Genomic DNA, 13,547 nt, shown 5'->3' with positions numbered 1-13,547 from the left:
GGTTTTGGCGCAGCGTGAAAGCCATGCGATGGGGGAAGCGATGCGAAAGATCCTTTTGACGGCGCTGATGGGCGGTTTGACGCTGGCAGGCGCGGCTCATGCCCAGCAATTCACCACTGCCGCCGAGGTGCGCCCGATTTTGGCCGCGACCAAGGCGCAATGGGTCGCGGTACGCGAATATGACGGGCAAGATTTGGTCTATTTCACGCAGCTGCTCAGTTGGCGCTGCGGCTTGAGCCAGATCTTTTATGGGCTGAATGACGCCCCGCCCACGACGCCATTTTTCATGGAAATGTGCCATGAGGGCACGCCCGCGCCCAATGCGATTGAGACCGATGCGATCTACATCACGCAGCCGCTTGGTTCGGTGCAAAACATCCGGCTGCGGCTCCTGTATGATGATGGTACGGAAGAAGAGGCGATCTTTGCCCGCCCGCAGATTTTGATGCGCTAGGCCCAAACGAAAAACGGAGCCTTGCGGCTCCGCTTTCGCACCCTTCCCGAGGGGAAGTGGTGGGTGACCCTGGAATCGAACCAGGCGTGGGTCTCCCCGGCGGAGTTACAGTCCGCTGCCGCACCTTGCAGCTCGTCACCCGACGAGGGCGGGGTGTAGCGAAGGGGCCGGGGGGCGTCAAGCGGGTTTTTCGCGCCCCCCTTGCCAAAAGGGCGCAGGCAGCGCACAGAGGGGCGAAACGGGAGCATGCGATGAAGAAACCGTCTTGGGTGATCGATAAAGAACGTGCCAAGCGCGCGGCGGCTGCGGAAACGCTGTGGCTGTTTGGTTTGCATGCGGTGCGCGATGCGCTGATGAACCCGGCCCGTGAAAAACTGCGGCTTGTCTTGACCAAGAACGCCTCTGACAAGCTCGGCGAAGCGATTGCTGCGGGGGGGCTTGAGCCCGAAATCGTTGATCCGCGCAAGTTTGATACGCATGTGCCGCTCGGGCCCGATCAGGTGCACCAAGGCGCAGCGCTGGAGGTCAAACCGCTTGATTGGGGTAAATTGGGCGATGTCGCGCTGCAAGGGGCTGGTGCGCCGCTCGTTGTGTTGCTTGATCGTGTCACCGACCCGCATAACGTGGGCGCGATTTTGCGCTCGGCCGAGGTGTTTGGCGCGCGCGCGGTTGTGGCGCCGCATCGCCATTCCGCCCCCGAAACCGGGGCTTTGGCCAAAACCGCCTCGGGCGCGCTGGAACGCCAGCCCTATTTGCGGGTGGTGAATTTGGCCGATGCGATGCGCGAGTTGCAAGATATGGGCTATGTGCTTTTGGGGCTGGCAGGCGAGGCTGAGATGAGCTTGGCCGAGGGGCTGGCACAGGCAGGCACGCGACCGATTGGCTTGGTGCTTGGCGCCGAGGGCCCGGGGCTGCGCGAAAAGACCCGTGAAACCTGCGATATGCTGGTGCGCATCCCCTTTGCCACCGACTTCGGCTCGCTCAACGTGTCAAACGCAGCGGCGATTTCGCTTTATGCGGCGGCGCAAAGGGCGTGATCACGAAAGGGCGATTGGAGCCTTTTCTTGCCCTGCGACCCTTTAACACGCCTTTTACATACCTATGTCTGGATGGTGAGGCGCGGCTAGGAACCGCCGCGCTGACGTCACTGTCCCTCGTTCCGCACTTTCGCGCCCGGACCCTTAGTGGTTCGGGCGTTTTTTCTTTGGCCAAGGAAAACGACCATGAATGACGCCGATCTGCGCGAAATCTTTCAAGAAACCAAGGTGATCGCTGTCATTGGCTTTTCGGCCAACCCCAATCGCCCCTCGCATGAGGTGGCCGCTTGGCTGCAAAGCCGGGGCTACCGGGTGATTCCCGTCAATCCGGGGCTGGCGGGGCAAATGCAGCTTGGGGAATTGGTCTACGCCGATCTCACCGCGATTCCACACGAGATTGCGGTGGATATGGTCGATATTTTTCGTGCGCCGGAGGCTGTGCCGGGGATTGTCGAGCAGGTTTTGACCGCGCGGACCGAGGTGAAGACCATTTGGATGCAGTTGGGCGTTGTGCATGACGCGGCGGCAGAGGCCGCGCGCGCGGTTGGCAAGCGCGTGGTGATGGACCGTTGCCCCAAAATTGAGATGCCGCGTCTTGGGCTCTAACGTGGCGCAGGGGGGCGTTGCCCCCCTTACCGGATCAGCCTTTGACGACCGCCGCCGCCTCGACAATCGCATCGGCGATAAAATCAAGCTCGGGGCGGGTGAGCCGTGCGGGCAGGCGCGTGTCGCAAGCGCGCATCAGCATTGCACGGGTTTTCGGCAGATCGGGCAGATCGCCCAAAAATTGCCAGTTCCAATAGGCACGCGCATTGTCTTGCGAGAGCCCAAAGACCGAAACGCCCACGCCGCGGGTTTTGGTTTCGTCTTGCAACTGGCGCGCTTCGGCATCGGTCCATTCGCCCACAAGGTTGAATTGCAGGCTATCGGGCGCGCGGGTTTCGGGACCAAGCGGCGGCGGCACATCAAGCCACGGGCTCTCATTGAGTTTCGCGGCGACATAATCGTGGTTTGCCAACCCATCGCGCACGCGCCGCGCCACTTCACCCAATTGCGGGCGGATCACGGCAGCAGAGAGGTTTTGCATCCGCGTGTTGTAAAGCGGCAGCTTGTTTTGCCAATGCACAAAGCTGTTTTGCAGCCCCGGATGTTTCTTCCAGTTATGCTCATAAGCGCCCGACATGATAATCGCGCGCGCGGCCAGTTCCGGGTCGTCGGTCACCAAAACGCCGCCTTCGCCCGCGTTCACCAGCTTATAGCTTTGGAAGCTGAAGCAGCCGATTTTGCCAATCGTGCCGATTTTCTCGCCATGCCAAAGCGTGCCAAGGCTATGCGCGGCATCTTCGATCACCGGCACGCCCGCGGCATTGGCCAGTTCCATGATTGCATCCATATCCGAGGTATGGCCGCGCATGTGAGAGATCATCACCGCGTCGATCGTGTCGTCAAACTTGGCGCGGAAATCCTCCAGATCAATGCGGAAGTTTTCGCCCACTTCGACCAGCACGGGCACACAATCAGCGTGCACAATGGCCGAGGGCACAGCGGCAAAGGTGAAGGCCGGCACGAGCACCCGCGCGCCGCGCGGCAGATCCAGCGCCTTGAGCGACAGGAACAGCGCGGCGGAGCAGGAGGCGACGCAAACCGCGTAGCGCACCCCCATCAATTCGGCGAATTCGGCCTCAAGCTTCGCCACCGGCGCATTGTCAGAGGTGTAGCGGAACAGGTCTCCGCTTGCGAGCAACCGTTCGATCTCGGCGCGGGCGGCTTCGGGGATCGGTTCGGCGTCGTAGCAGTTTGGGGCGGTCAATCCATCACGCGGCATGTTCAGCTTTCCTGAATGTGACATTCGGAAAAGCTTTAAAAGCTGCGCCGCTTCGGGCCAAGTGAAAGTTTGACGACGCGGCCAGAAGCCGCTTAAAACCCGATCTTGTCGCGCAGCGAAAACCAGCTCATTCCAGCGACCAAAAGCGGCCAACGCAAAGCGCCGCCGCCGGGGAAAGCGGGCTGGGGCAGACGGGCCATCACGTCAAACCCGTCACCGGTTGCGGTGATTGCTTCGGCCATCAGCTTGCCCGCATGGAGCGCCAGCGCCACGCCATGCCCAGAATAGCCCGAGGCCGAGAGGCAATTGGGCGCGGGGCGATGAAAGCAGGGCATCCGGTTGACGGTGATCGCCAGCGTGCCGCCCCAAGCATGGGTGATTTTGACACCCTTCAGTTGCGGGTAAATCTCTTCCAGCGGTTTGCGAACCTTGGCGGCAATATCGCGCGGGAAGCGGTAGCTGACCGTTTCGCCGCCGCCAAAGATCAACCGGTCGTCATGGAGTCGCCAGTAATTGACGACGAATTTGAGATCATGCGCGGCGATATCGAGGGTAAAGACCTCTTTCGCGCGCGCCCCCAAGGGTTCAGTGGCGACGATGTAATTGTTGATCGGCATCACCCGCGCGGCGATTTTGGGCTCTAACCGGTCAAGGTAACCATTCGCGGCCAAGATCACCTGATCGGCGATCACATGGCCCTGTGCGGTTTCGACCCTGCTTGGGGTGTTGGCCGTCGCGCCGTGGATAATGTTTGTGACGGGCGTATTTTCATAAATCACTGCCCCCGCCGCCTCGGCCAAGCGTGCGACCCCGAGGCAAAGGTTAAGCGGATGCACATGACCCGCGCCATGATCCAAATCGCCGCCGATATAGACGGGGGAGGGGATCAGCGCTTGCGTTGCGGTCCTGTCGAGCGGTTCGATCTGGTCATAGCCATAGTGTTTGGCCAGATGCTCGGCCTCTTCATGCAGCCAACGCACCTCTGAGACTTTGCGCCCGGTATGTGCGATGCCGCGATGGGTCGGAACGCCTGCATCGTCGGCCAGAGAATAGGTCAGCGCTTTCGCCTCTTCCGCCATGCCCCAAAGCCGCCGGGCAACCTCTTGCCCCGCCATTTTCTCCAGCGTCGCCATATCAAGCCGTTGACCCGAGCCGATTTGCCCGCCATTGCGGCCCGATGCGCCAAAGCCCGCGCGATGCGCCTCAAGCACCACGACACGCCGACCCGCCCGCGCCAAATGCAAAGCGGCGGAAAGCCCGGTGTAGCCTGCTCCCACCACGCAAACATCGGCGCGGGTTTCGCCTTTCAAGCTGGGGCGTTCAGGGGCCGGATCACGGGTTTCGGCATAGAAACTTGCCGGATATTGCCCGGCGCGGTCATTGGCGAAGAGCAGGTTCATGGATCACACATTGAGCAGAAGATGCTCACGCTCCCACGGGCTGATGACCTGCAAGAATTCCTTGTATTCATTGCGCTTCACCGCTTCATAAACGGTGCAGAATTCGACCCCGAGCACCTCGCGCACCGGCGCGCTATCGGCAAAAATATCAAGCGCATCGCCAAGGTTGTAGGGCAGGTCACTGTCGCCCATATAGGCATCGCCCAAACATTCGGGGCTGGGCATTTTCTTCTCTTTCAGCCCGATGTAACCGCAGGCGAGCGAGGCGGCGAGGCCAAGGTAAGGGTTGCAATCCATCCCGGCGAGCCGGTTTTCCAGCCGCCGCGCCTCGGGGCTGGAAATCGGCACGCGCAGCCCGGTGGTGCGGTTGTCGCGGCCCCATTCAAGGTTGATCGGTGCGGCAAAGTCCGGGATGTAGCGCCGATAGCTGTTCACATAGGGGGCCAGCAGCGCGACCACGGCGGGCAGGTGCGTTTGCATCCCGGCGATGAAATGCAAGAATGCCTCGCTCTCGCCGCCATCGGGGTTGGAGAAAATGTTCTGCCCGGTTTCCATATCGATCACCGATTGGTGGATATGCATGGCTGAGCCCGGCTCGCCCTCGATCGGCTTGGCCATGAAGGTGGCAAAGCAATCGTGGCGCAGCGCGGCCTCGCGGATCAGCCGTTTGAAGTAAAAGATCTGATCGGCCAGTGCGACCGGGTCGCCATGCGCTAAGTTGATCTCGACCTGACCCGCGCCGCCTTCTTGCAAGATGCCATCAATCTCAAAGCCTTGCGCTTCGGCAAAGTCATAGATGTCGTCGATCACTTTGCCATATTCATCGACCGCCGACATCGAATAGGCCTGTTTGCCCGCCGCGCGCCGCCCTGAGCGGCCCATCGGCGGGATGATCGGTTGGTTTGGGTCGAGGTTGCGGGCAACCAGAAAGAACTCCATTTCCGGCGCAACAATCGGCTTGAGCCCTTCGGCCTCATAAAGGCTCACGATCCGCTTCAGCACGTTGCGCGGGGCCACGGGCACGGGGTTGCCCTGTTGGTCGTTCACATCATGGATCACTTGCAGGGTAATGTCGTTGGTCCAAGGCGCGGCCGAGGTGGTGGACCAATCCGGGGTCAGCACCATATCCGGTTCGGTGAAGGCGCCCATCGGGTTGTCGGCCCATTCGCCGGTGATCGTTTGTAGATAGATCGAGTTCGGTAGGTAGAACCGATCTTGAAAGGCGAATTTGGAGGCGGGCATCGCCTTGCCGCGGGCCACGCCCGCAATATCGGCGACGATACATTCCACCTCATCCAAGCGGCGGCCTTCAATGTAATCTTGCGCGGCTTGCGGGATGAGATCGGTCCAATGGGTAGAAATCTGAGACATGTCTTTCGCTTTCCGGAAATGAGGAGGGGGGCGGACAGTCAGTCTGTAGGGTCGGGCATCAGCCGGGCGAGCGGGTCGCCTTCTGCCATCAGCCCCGCGCGCACGCCTGCGCGGTCGGCGGCCGTGCGGTTTTGGGAAAGCTTTAGCTTGCCCTCCATCGCGGTGATCGCGATCTCAAGCCCGGTGATGCCGCGCAGTTGCGCGGTGATAAACTCGGGCGGCGCATCAGAGACCGCCCAAGGTTCCGTGCGTTCGGCTTCTTGGTGGGTGGTCAGCGCAGCGATCTGGTCGCGCAAGAACGCGTCATCCGTTATCAGCCGCGCGGTGCCGCGCACCTGAACCATCGCATAATTCCATGTGGGCACGACCCGATGATGCTCTGCCTTGGTCGGATACCAACTGGGGGAGACGTAAGCTTCGCCGGGTTGAAAAACCACAAGCACCTGCGGTGCGGCGGCCAGTTCGGCCAGTTGCGGGTTCGCCTTGGCCAGATGCGCGCGCAATACCTGCCCGGTCTCGGTTTCCACCAATTGGAACGGCACCGGCCCCGCCATAATTCCGCCCGGACCGGAACTGATCAAAAGCCCCAAAGGATGCGCGGCAATCAGCGCGCTCAGCGCCTCCGCATCGGTTTCGGCAAAGGCGGGCAGGCGATACATGCTAGCCCTGCCTTTGAAAGAAGGCCGCGATCCGGGCGGCGATGGCTTGCGAGTCATTGCCTTGGCCCAGTTTTTCGCGCGCCTCGGCCATAAGTGAATCGGGTACAACGCCGGGGCCGCGGGTGGTCATCAGCCCGTCCACGAAATCATCTTTGAATTCGGGGTGGGCTTGCACGGTAAAGGCGGTATCGCCGTAGACCAGCGCGGCATTGGCGCAAAAGTCGTTGCAGGCAATGACCTTTGCCTCTTCGGGAAGCTTGGTGACCTGATCGCGGTGCCATGCGTTCAGGGTGATCGTTTCGCCGCCGAAATCGTAGCTTTGCGGCCCCACGGCCCAGCCCCCTTCATAGCGTTCGACCTTGCCGCCCATCGCCTGTGCGATGATCTGATGGCCGAAGCAAATCCCGACCAAGGGGATATGGGCGGCCATTACCTTGCGGATAAAATCTTCCAGCGGGGGGATGAAGGCATGGTCTTCATAGGCCCCATGGCGCGAGCCGGTGATCAGCCAGCCATCGCATTCATGCAGATCGTTGGGGAACTGCATCTGCTCAACATTATAGGTGACCAGATTAAACCCATAGGGCGCCAAAAGCGCCACGAACATATCGGGGTAGTCACCCGCTGCCTCCCGCAGTGGTTCGGGAGATTGGCCTGTTTGCAGGATACCGATGCGCATGGGGGTCTCGTGATTGGATAGGGGAAAGGTAGCCCCGCGACAGACGCGGGGCAAGGGGCAGGCCGGTTGGTCCGGTTCTTGATGGGCTTAGACGGTGTCGAGGTAAAGCTCGGTTTGCTCTTCCTCAGAGAGTTCAGCCATGTAGTGCAGCTCTTGGCGCTTGGTCATCAGGAAGTTCTCGACCAGCTCTTCCTCGAACACACGGCGGATGATCGGGCAATTGGCAAAGCTGTTGATCGCCATATTCCATGTCGCGGGGAGCTGCGGCAGGCCAAGCGAATAGGCATTGCCGATAATCGGGTCTTCCGGGGTCATTTCATCTTCAATGCCCACCAGCGCCGCCCCCAAGATCGCCGCAATCATCAAGTAGGGGTTCACATCGCCCCCTGCCACGCGATGCTCAATCCGCCGTGCGGCGGGGCCAGAGGCCGGAATGCGCAAAGCGGCGGTGCGGTTTTCATAGGCCCATCCGATCCCCGTGGGCGCATGGGCATTGGGCACCAGCCGGGTGAAGCTGTTTTGATGCGGGGCAAAGACGAGCGTTGAGCCCGGCAGCGCCTCAAGGCAGCCCGCCACCGCTTGGCGCAGCGCATCCGAACCTTTGTCTGAGCCATCGTTGAAGATGTTCTCGCCCGTTTCATCCAAGATCGAGAAATGGGTGTGCATGCCGTTGCCGGCCCACATGTCATAGGGCTTCGCCATGAAGCTGGCGGCGAAGCCATGCTGACGGGCGAGCCCTTTCACCAGCATTTTGAAAAGCCATGTGTCATCGGCCGCCTTAAGCGGGTCCGCCTGATGCATGAGGTTGATCTCAAACTGCCCCGGCCCCGCTTCGGAAATCGCCGTATCGGCGGGAATGTCCATCGCCTCGCAAGCCTCATAAAGCTTGGTGAAGAACACATCGAACGCATCCAGCGCGCGCAGGCTAAGCGTTTCCCCACCCGAGCGACGCTTGCCCGAGCGGGGCGAGGGCGGCACGCGCAGGGTTTTGCCGGAATCATCGATTAAGAAGAACTCAAGCTCGGTCGCCACCACCGGGCGCAGACCCTGTGCGGCATAGCGATCCACCACGCGGGCCAGCGCTTGGCGCGGGTCACCCGCATAGGGCCGCCCATCCATATGGTGCATCCAGATCGGCAAAAGGGCAGTGGGCGCCTCAAGCCACGGCATCGGTAGGAAGCCGCGTTCTGTCGGCAGCAACAGGCCGTCGCAATCGCCCGTTTCAAAAACGAGCGGGCTTTCTTCGATATCCTCGCCCCAGATGTCGAGGTTCATCACCGAGAAGGGAAAGCGCGTCCCCTCACTGAAGACCTTGCTTGCAAACCGCGCCGGAATCCGTTTGCCCCGCGCCACCCCGTTTAAATCTGCCGCAGCCACACGAATGGTGCGTACCTCGGGGTGTTCTTTGAGCCAGTCCATGTCTCACCTGATGATTTGCGGCCTGATCCTCAGCTTGGGGCGGTGTTGGCCCGGAAGGTGGCGGTTCAGACGGCGGTTGATGATCCCAAACAGCCCGATCAGCGTCAGTGTCACCAAGATGAAGTAGAAGGCGGTGATCGGGTAGGGGATGAAGGGGTTGAAGGTCTTATCAGCAAAGAACTTCGCGTAATAAAGCGCATCGCCGCGTTGCTGGAAGGCGGGGAAGCCGGAGAAGTAAACCAGCGTCGTGGCGTGAAAGAGAAAGATCGCTTCGTTGGTATAAGAGGGCCAGGCGAGCCGCAGCATCGTTGGCCAAAGCACGCGGCGGAACTTGCTCCAGCCGGTGAGTCCATAGGCATCGGCTGCCTCGATATCGCCTTTCGGGACGCTTTGCAGCGCGCCATAGAAGATTTCAGCCGAGTAGGCCGAGGTGTTGAGGAACAGCACAAAGAGTGCGCCGGCCCAAGCCTTGGTCGTCCATGCGGTTTCAATGGTGATGCCAAAGACATCAATGCCCGCTTTGGGCAGCATCACCAGCAATTCATACGCCAAGAAAAACTGGATGAAGAGCGGCGAGCCCCGGAACACAAAGATGAACAGTTCCGCCGGGCGGCGCAGCACAGCGCTGGGGGCTGCTTTGGCCAACGCGAGCCCGGTGGCGAAGAAGAAGCCAAACAGAAGCGCCAGCGTGCCAAAGTAGATGTTCCAGATCAGACCAGAGCCGATCAGCGTGAACTCATGGCACAGCGTAAAATCGGTGCGCGGCAGCAGGCGTTCGCCATAGCCAAGCGAGCGGAATGCGTAATCCGCAATAATCTGGGTGCAGCTATCGCTCATGCCGCGGCCTTCCGTTGTGCTTCGCCTGCCATCGTGGCCTGCCCTTTGGAGAGCCGCGCCGAAAGCCGATCCAGCACCCGTTCCGAGAGTTTCGTCATGCCAAGATAGAAGACCAAAAGTGCCAGCACATACCACACGCGCCAATCTGGGTGCGGGTAGTCATAAAGCTGCGATTTCGTCGCCCCCAATTCGCGCGCCCAATAGACGATGTCTTCGACGCCCAGCAGGAACAAAAGCGGCGTGGCCTTAATTAGGATCATCCAAAGGTTGGAAAGCCCCGGCAGCGCATAGGTCCACATTTGCGGAATAAGCACGCGGCGGCGCACCTGCGCGGGCGACATCCCATAGGCTTCGGCGGTTTCAAGCTGCGCGCGCGGCACCGCATTCATCGCGCCGTAAAGCACGTTCGCGGCAAAGGCGCCAAAGACGATCGAAAAGGCGATCACGGCCAGCGTAAAGCCATAAACCTCGTGCCAGATTTGGGGCGAGGTGGAGAGCGGCAGTTTCGCGGCGGCGCAAACGCTGAATTCGTTATTGGCCCAAACGGGCGTTCCATCATGCGGGCATTTATAGAGATAGCGCAGATATTCGAGCCCTTGGTCCATCACCACCGGCACGAAGAGGAAGAACACGATATCGGGGATCCCGCGCACCATCGCGGTATAGGCTTTGCCAAACCAGCGCAGCGGCAAGACGGGCGAGCGTGCGGCAATTGCCCCGCCAAAGCCAAAGGCAAGCGCCACAGGGGCGACGATGGCCATCAGGGCCAGCACCACAAAGAATGAGCTATAAAACGCAAGGTGCTTGCCTGTGGTCAGGTAGCACAGCAGCCAAGACAGGCCTTCGAGGGTTTTGGGATCAGCGCAGGTATCGAACATCGTGCCTAAAGGGGGGCGCGAGGTTTCCCTCGCGCCCTCTCAAATCAGAAGGTGGCGGCTTCGTCGCCGAACCATTTGACGATCATCTCGTTGAGCGAGCCGTCGGCTTTCATTTCCGAGATCACGGCGTTGAATTTCTCTTTCAACTCGGTGTCGGATTTGCGTAGGCCGATACCGATGCCACCGCCGAGCGGCACATCATCGCCGCTCCAAACCAGATCGCCGCCTTCGGTGACGAAGGGCGCGAGCGCGTCTTTATCGGCGAAGACCGCATCCGCTTCGCCGTTTTTCACGGCCGCGACGGTGTCATCAAGCGTGTCGAATTCCAAAAGGGTCGCGCCCGATTTGGCAACGTAATCGGCTTGGATCGTGCCCACTTGCGCGGCAACCACGCCACCCATCAGGTCAGCATCGGCCGAGGCGGCTGCATAAGCCGAAGCTGCCGGCGGATAGTAGTTTTGCGTGAAGTCGATCACTTCTTGGCGCTCATCGGTGATGCTCATGCCCGCGATGATCGTGTCATAGTTGCCCGAAAGCAGGTTCGGGATGATGCTGTCCCAGTCATTGGTGACCCATTCGCAGGTCAGACCGGCTTTTTCGCACAGCGCATCGCCCAGTTCGCGCTCGAAACCTTCCACTTCATTCTTGTCGTTGATGAAGTTGTAGGGAGGGTAGGCACCCTCGGTGCCCATACGGACAACGTCGTTCGCAAAGGCGGTGCCCGCGGTCAGCGCAAGCGCGGCAGCGGTCAGGATCAGCTTCTTCATGGCTCTCTCCAAAGTTGGGGTCTTCACTCAGGCCGGCGCGGTGGCCGACAGGAATTGTTGCAGGCGCTCCGATTTGGGCGCGCCAAAAAGGGTTTCGGGCGGGCCTTCCTCTTCGATCAGGCCCTGATGCAGAAACACGACATGGTCAGACACTTCGGCGGCCAAGCGCATGTCATGGGTCACAAGGATCATCGTGCGATGTTCGGCGGCGAGGTCTTTGATCACCTTCACCACTTCTTGCTGCAATTCGGGGTCAAGCGCGGAGGTCGGCTCATCAAACAAAAGCGCTTCGGGCTGCATGCACAGCGCGCGGGCAATCGCGGCGCGTTGCTGTTGGCCACCCGAAAGCTGCGCGGGCCAGTTATCGGCTTTGTCGCCAATGCCGACCTTGGCCAAAAGGCTGCGCGCGAGCGGCTCCACCTCGGCGGGTTTTCGGCCCAGCACTGTGACCGGCGCCTCCATGACGTTTTGCAAGATCGTCATGTGGCTCCAAAGGTTGAACTGCTGAAACACCATCGAAAGATTGGTGCGAAACCGCGTGACCTGCGCGCGGTCAGCGGGGCGGCGGGCCAGCCCCGCGCCTTGCCAGCGCACGGGTTCGCCCGCAAAGACGACTTCGCCTTGCTGGCTGTCTTCCAGCAGGTTGCAGCAGCGCAAAAGGGTGGATTTGCCCGAACCCGAAGAGCCAATGAGCGAGACCACATGGCCCTTTTCGGCCCGGATCGACACGCCCTTGAGCACCTCTAGGGGCCCATAGCTTTTGTGCAGGTTGCGGATTTCAATGACGGGGGCAGTTTGGGTCACGGGGTCTGTCACGGCTCGGCTTCTGTTTGTCCGGTCGGTCAACTTGGCGCGATTTTTGAGCCGAATGCAACGGCGAGTTGGTCTTTCCCCAAGGGTAAGCGCCAAAAGGACAGGCAAGCGCCGCAACTTTAGGCGCCGAACAGTGGTTCAGCCGCGCGCCGCCACCACCCGCTGCCGCGCCAAGCCCGAATCGCGATCATTGACGCCCAGCAAATTGGCGGCGAGCCGGATCAGCGCATCTTCTTCGGGGGCGCGTTCATTATCGGCCAAGGCGACGTCCCAAAGCGCCTCAATCACGCCGATTCGGTCCTCATAGGCGATCTTTTCCTTGAGCGCGCGTGTGAAGCGCACCGTGTCGGGAGCCTCTGCCTCTGCGGCCTCGGCGCGTTCGCGCAAAGCCGTCGCTTCGCCATGGCCCAGCCCGCGCCGCGTCGCCAGGACCTGCTCGATATGTTGGCGTTCATCGGCGCCATAATGGTTGTCAGAGCGGGCCAGCCGCACCAAAAGCGCCGCCAGCGCCAGTTCGGCATCTTCCGCCGTGAGCGGATCATGATGCGGTTGCGGGTCGGCCAGAAGGCTGGAGAGGAATTTGAACATGGCCTCAGTTTAGCGTCTGCAAGGGCCGGGACAAGGCCAGCTCCGATCAGAACCTTGCGATACCGACCATTGGATGCCTTGTCGCTTATGGCGCTGCCGGGCTATTGTGGTGGCGAAGGGATGTTGCATGACAAAGGAAACGAGCACGATCCGCAAAGGCCGTAAGTTCGATCAGGTGATCGAAGGGGCGCGTAAGGTTTTCTTGCGTGACGGATTCGAGGGCGCCTCGGTCGACGACATCGCGCGCGAGGCGGGCGTGTCGAAGGCAACGCTCTACAGCTATTTCCCGGATAAACGTCTTTTGTTTATGGCCATCGCCACGGGTGAATGCGAACGCCAAGCCGATGAGGCGGTGGAGTTTATCTATGCCGATGAAAAGCCGGTGGCGCAGGTGCTGCGCTATGCGGCTGGCGCGATCATTGATTATTTGCGCTCCGATCTGGGGCGGCAGACATACCGGCTGTGCGTCGCGGAAAGCGACCGGTTCCCGGAATTGGGGCAGCAGTTCTATGCCTCGGGGCCGCAATTGGTGCGCGCGCGGCTGGTGGAATATCTCAAAACCGCCGTGGCGCGGGGCGAGTTGGTGATTGAAGATTACGCCTTGGCCGCCGATCAATTCTCGGAATTGTGCAAGGTTGAAATCCACAACTGCCTTGTCTGCGGTGTGATCCATGAGGTGACGGACGAAAGCCGCCACCGGATCATTGAGGGCGCGGTCGAAATGTTCTTGGCGCGTTACGGCGTACGCGGCTGAAACCTCTGATTGGCTTGAGCGTTTGTGGCCTCGGCGCTTGCCGGGGCCTTTTCTATGCTGGGGACG

Annotated in this window: 15 protein-coding genes and 1 tRNA gene; 4 read left to right on the top strand and 12 right to left on the bottom strand. The window is 60.7% G+C overall.

Translation table 11 applies throughout. The features are described from left to right. Window positions 1-40: 40 nt before the first annotated feature. The gene (locus CRO18_RS02205) at window positions 41-454 is read left to right on the top strand and encodes a hypothetical protein (protein ID WP_249275968.1); all 414 of its coding nucleotides are present in this window, start codon (window positions 41-43) and stop codon (window positions 452-454) included. Window positions 455-511: 57 nt separating this feature from the next. On the opposite strand, the gene CRO18_RS18755 is transcribed toward CRO18_RS02205, so the two are convergent. Beyond that, window positions 512-595: transfer RNA gene (locus tag CRO18_RS18755), tRNA-Tyr, on the bottom strand. A 110-nt stretch (window positions 596-705) separates the two neighbouring features. Between CRO18_RS18755 and rlmB the strand changes: the two genes are divergently transcribed. Both rlmB and CRO18_RS02195 read left to right on the top strand, forming a co-directional pair. Next, on the top strand, window positions 706-1,491 hold the full coding sequence (gene rlmB, locus CRO18_RS02200) for a 23S rRNA (guanosine(2251)-2'-O)-methyltransferase RlmB (RefSeq protein WP_097080901.1): 786 nt from the start codon (window positions 706-708) through the stop codon (window positions 1,489-1,491). Window positions 1,492-1,677: 186 nt separating this feature from the next. After that, window positions 1,678-2,097 (top strand): CoA-binding protein, encoded by a 420-nt coding sequence (locus CRO18_RS02195; RefSeq protein WP_097080900.1) that lies wholly within the window; start codon window positions 1,678-1,680, stop codon window positions 2,095-2,097. Between the two features lie 34 nt (window positions 2,098-2,131). On the opposite strand, the gene CRO18_RS02190 is transcribed toward CRO18_RS02195, so the two are convergent. The 11 genes from CRO18_RS02190 to CRO18_RS02140 all read right to left on the bottom strand — a co-directional run bounded on the left by CRO18_RS02190 (window position 2,132) and on the right by CRO18_RS02140 (window position 12,727). After that, the gene (locus tag CRO18_RS02190; protein ID WP_097080899.1) at window positions 2,132-3,316 is read right to left on the bottom strand and encodes a DegT/DnrJ/EryC1/StrS aminotransferase family protein; all 1,185 of its coding nucleotides are present in this window, start codon (window positions 3,314-3,316) and stop codon (window positions 2,132-2,134) included. Between the two features lie 92 nt (window positions 3,317-3,408). Then, window positions 3,409-4,716: an FAD-binding oxidoreductase gene (locus tag CRO18_RS02185; RefSeq protein ID WP_097080898.1), complete on the bottom strand. Its 1,308-nt coding sequence runs from the start codon at window positions 4,714-4,716 to the stop codon at window positions 3,409-3,411. 3 nt (window positions 4,717-4,719) lie between these two features. Next, window positions 4,720-6,087 (bottom strand): glutamine synthetase family protein, encoded by a 1,368-nt coding sequence (locus tag CRO18_RS02180; protein WP_076485007.1) that lies wholly within the window; start codon window positions 6,085-6,087, stop codon window positions 4,720-4,722. Window positions 6,088-6,125: 38 nt separating this feature from the next. Further along, window positions 6,126-6,746 (bottom strand): FMN-binding negative transcriptional regulator, encoded by a 621-nt coding sequence (locus tag CRO18_RS02175; protein ID WP_097080897.1) that lies wholly within the window; start codon window positions 6,744-6,746, stop codon window positions 6,126-6,128. Between the two features lies 1 nt (window position 6,747). Further along, window positions 6,748-7,425 carry a type 1 glutamine amidotransferase gene (locus CRO18_RS02170; RefSeq protein ID WP_097080896.1) on the bottom strand — a complete coding sequence of 226 codons (678 nt, stop codon included), beginning with the start codon at window positions 7,423-7,425 and terminating at the stop codon, window positions 6,748-6,750. 87 nt (window positions 7,426-7,512) lie between these two features. Further along, window positions 7,513-8,844 carry a glutamine synthetase family protein gene (locus CRO18_RS02165; RefSeq protein ID WP_097080895.1) on the bottom strand — a complete coding sequence of 444 codons (1,332 nt, stop codon included), beginning with the start codon at window positions 8,842-8,844 and terminating at the stop codon, window positions 7,513-7,515. A 3-nt stretch (window positions 8,845-8,847) separates the two neighbouring features. Further along, window positions 8,848-9,681, bottom strand: coding sequence for an ABC transporter permease (locus CRO18_RS02160; protein ID WP_076485003.1), 834 nt, complete (start codon window positions 9,679-9,681; stop codon window positions 8,848-8,850). Continuing rightward, window positions 9,678-10,559 (bottom strand): ABC transporter permease, encoded by an 882-nt coding sequence (locus CRO18_RS02155; protein WP_097080894.1) that lies wholly within the window; start codon window positions 10,557-10,559, stop codon window positions 9,678-9,680. Before CRO18_RS02155 ends, CRO18_RS02160 begins: the two co-directional genes overlap by 4 nt. Window positions 10,560-10,603: 44 nt before the next feature. Beyond that, window positions 10,604-11,326: a transporter substrate-binding domain-containing protein gene (locus CRO18_RS02150; RefSeq protein ID WP_097080893.1), complete on the bottom strand. Its 723-nt coding sequence runs from the start codon at window positions 11,324-11,326 to the stop codon at window positions 10,604-10,606. A gap of 27 nt (window positions 11,327-11,353) precedes the next feature. Continuing rightward, window positions 11,354-12,142: an ABC transporter ATP-binding protein gene (locus CRO18_RS02145; protein ID WP_097080892.1), complete on the bottom strand. Its 789-nt coding sequence runs from the start codon at window positions 12,140-12,142 to the stop codon at window positions 11,354-11,356. A 135-nt stretch (window positions 12,143-12,277) separates the two neighbouring features. Further along, entirely contained in the window at window positions 12,278-12,727 is a 450-nt protein-coding gene (locus CRO18_RS02140; protein WP_097080891.1) for a TerB family tellurite resistance protein, read from the bottom strand. Between the two features lie 127 nt (window positions 12,728-12,854). Between CRO18_RS02140 and CRO18_RS02135 the strand changes: the two genes are divergently transcribed. Further along, a complete protein-coding gene (locus CRO18_RS02135; protein WP_076484998.1) occupies window positions 12,855-13,481 on the top strand; it encodes a TetR/AcrR family transcriptional regulator in 627 nt (208 codons plus the stop codon). Window positions 13,482-13,547: the final 66 nt, after the last annotated feature.

It is taken from the genome of Rhodobacter sp. JA431 (assembly GCF_900217725.1).
In the GTDB taxonomy this organism is placed as follows: domain Bacteria; phylum Pseudomonadota; class Alphaproteobacteria; order Rhodobacterales; family Rhodobacteraceae; genus Rhodobacter; species Rhodobacter aestuarii.
This window is presented reverse-complemented; position numbering and strand designations above follow the sequence as displayed.